Source organism: Vagococcus salmoninarum (assembly GCF_003987495.1).
Taxonomy (GTDB): Bacteria; Bacillota; Bacilli; order Lactobacillales; family Vagococcaceae; genus Vagococcus_D; species Vagococcus_D salmoninarum.
The window spans coordinates 1-2,530 of the sequence record NZ_NGJU01000041.1; the positions used below are offsets into that span (position 1 = coordinate 1).

Here is a 2,530-nt window from a genome sequence, read left to right on the forward strand (position 1 = left end):
GCTGCTTCTTTAACTTCTAATGGGTATGAAATTCGTTTAACCATAAAAATACACCTCCGTTTTCTTCATTTTACACGAATTCAACGGGGGTGTTTTTATATTTGTCTCAACCTATGGGGTCAGTTCAATTAATTGACGTCTTTTTATTAATCAATTGACAAGCTGTTCAGGTAAAGAGTATACTAAACATGAGTAGTGCTTTAATTGCTAGCCAATCAGCGCTAGACAACATTATTTTAGGAGTGTTTTTGTGAGTGTAAGTATCAGCTAAATTGGTAACTGAAGTCTTAAATAAATTGCTAAAGTGCAAGTTTATTTAGTATACCAAAAGATACTGAGCTAACTCACCAATAAGAGCCTTTTAATGTTGCTTAATCAACTTAAAAGACGTTTATTTGAGCTAGGGCGGAATCCCTAGCTCTTTTTGTCTATAATTATAGCCTAGCCAGTCTCTTAATTAATGATAATTAAGGAGCAAACAATGAATAAACAAACAATGGAAAAAACCCAATTAAACGAGATTAAAACACGAGTAGCTAGCTACGCCATTAGTCTCTACGGCAAAGAAAAAATCGCTAAGTTGCAACCAAGTAGTAATTTAGCAGTTGTCGAAAATTGGCAGCAAGAAACACTAGAAGGCAAAGCCCTTTTAATGAGTAACCAGCACGTTCCTTTTATGGGACTAAGTAATATTGAGCATTTAACGGAACAAGTCAAAAAAGGGTTTGTGTTAAGTCCTTCTGAGTTAGTGGAGTACGCTGATTTTTTAAGAAGTGGACGCTTGATTCAAACATTTATGACTAAAAATCAATGGCAAGCCCCTTTATTATGTGCTTATAGTCAAGGCCTTCATACTTTTTCAAAGATTGAAGAAGAGATTTATCAAGACGTTCAAAACAATCACATTCGGACAGATGCCAGTCGTGAGCTGAGAAAAATTCGCCGTGGCATTCAAGAAACCGAAAGTGCGATTCAACAAGGCTTACAAAAGTTTTTAAGAAATAGCCAAGTCAAAGATAAAATCCAAGAATTCATCGTTGTCAAAAAAAATGAACGCTATACAGTACCAATTAAGGCAAGCTATAAAAATCAAATTCCTGGAACAATTGTTGAAGAATCAACTAAAGGGACAACGGCCTTTATTGAGCCTCAGTCAGTGGCGAAACTTAATGATAAATTATTTGACTTAAAAGTAGCGGAAAGCAGTGAAGTTTATCAAATTCAAGCCAGTCTAACGGGCTTAATTGCTGAAGTAATGACGGAAATCAGCTACAACATGGAAGTCGTTTCAGAATATGATGTGATTTTTGCTAAAGCTAAGTACAGTCGGGAGATTGAAGGGATGACGCCGAAAGTTAATCGCTCTGGCTATCTAAAATTAATCAAAGTTAGACATCCCTTATTAGAAGAAGCCTTACCTTTAGATTTGGAATTAGGAAAGAGCTACCGAGGACTAACGATTACTGGACCGAATGCTGGTGGTAAAACTGTGGTATTAAAGACGATTGGCTTGCTAACATTAATGACGATGTTAGGATTGCAAATTCCCGGGGCAGAGGGCACCGAAATTGCTTTATTTGATGAAGTTTTTGTCGATATTGGTGATGAACAAAGTCTTGAAAATGCCTTGAGTACCTTTTCAAGTCATATGGCTAATATTTCTGTGATTTTAGAAGGAATCTCAACTAATAGTTTAGTCTTATTAGATGAATTAGGCAGTGGTACAGAGCCTAATGAAGGGGCTGCCTTAGCGATTGCAATTATGGAGGCTCTCTACCAAAAAGGGTGTCGGGTAGTGACAACGACCCACTATGGCGAAATTAAACGCTATGCCCAACTTCATCCTGACTTTATTACGGCTGCCATGGCCTTTGATCCCGAAACCTTAGCTCCTCGCTATCAGTTAATTATGGGAGAAACAGGGGAAAGTAATGCCTTATGGATTGCCAACAAAATGCAATTACCACGTAAAGTCATCCAACAAGCGGAAAGATATTTAACTAAACGTGAATATGATCTAACTAAAATTTCTGAGGCTCTTGAGCCTAAAATTAGCCAACTAGCAGAAGCGACTAAGGTGTTGACTGATTTTTCCATAGGTGATCGGGTTTTTTATCAAGAAAAAGCTGCTAATGCCTTAGTTTACAGTGTAGATGATGAAAAAGGGCAAGTCACAATTTTACTAGGGGAAGAGTTGCTGACTGTTTTGAACCGCCGTTTAACATTAGTTACAGCAGCTGTAGACTTATACCCAGCAGATTATGATTTAGCTAGCTTATTTACTAGTTACAAAGAACGAAAGCAAGAGCGGGACTTAACTCGAGGATCGAAAAAAGCTCACAAAGCCCTAGCTAAAGAGAGGCGTAACCGTCTTCAATAAGAAACAAAAAAAAGACTGAGATTTGAACTGACCCCATAGGTTGAGACAAATATAAAAACACCCCCGTTGAATTCGTGTAAAATGAAGAAAACGGAGGTGTATTTTTATGGTTAAACGAATTTCATACCCATTAGAAGTTAAAGAAGCAGC

1 protein-coding gene is annotated in these 2,530 nt (G+C 37.4%); it reads left to right on the top strand.

What is annotated here, in order from left to right; translation table 11 throughout:
• Nucleotides 1-481: 481 nt before the first annotated feature.
• Nucleotides 482-2,380 (top strand): endonuclease MutS2, encoded by a 1,899-nt coding sequence (locus CBF35_RS14800; protein ID WP_126782598.1) that lies wholly within the window; start codon nucleotides 482-484, stop codon nucleotides 2,378-2,380.
• The last annotated feature ends 150 nt before the right edge of the window (nucleotides 2,381-2,530 follow it).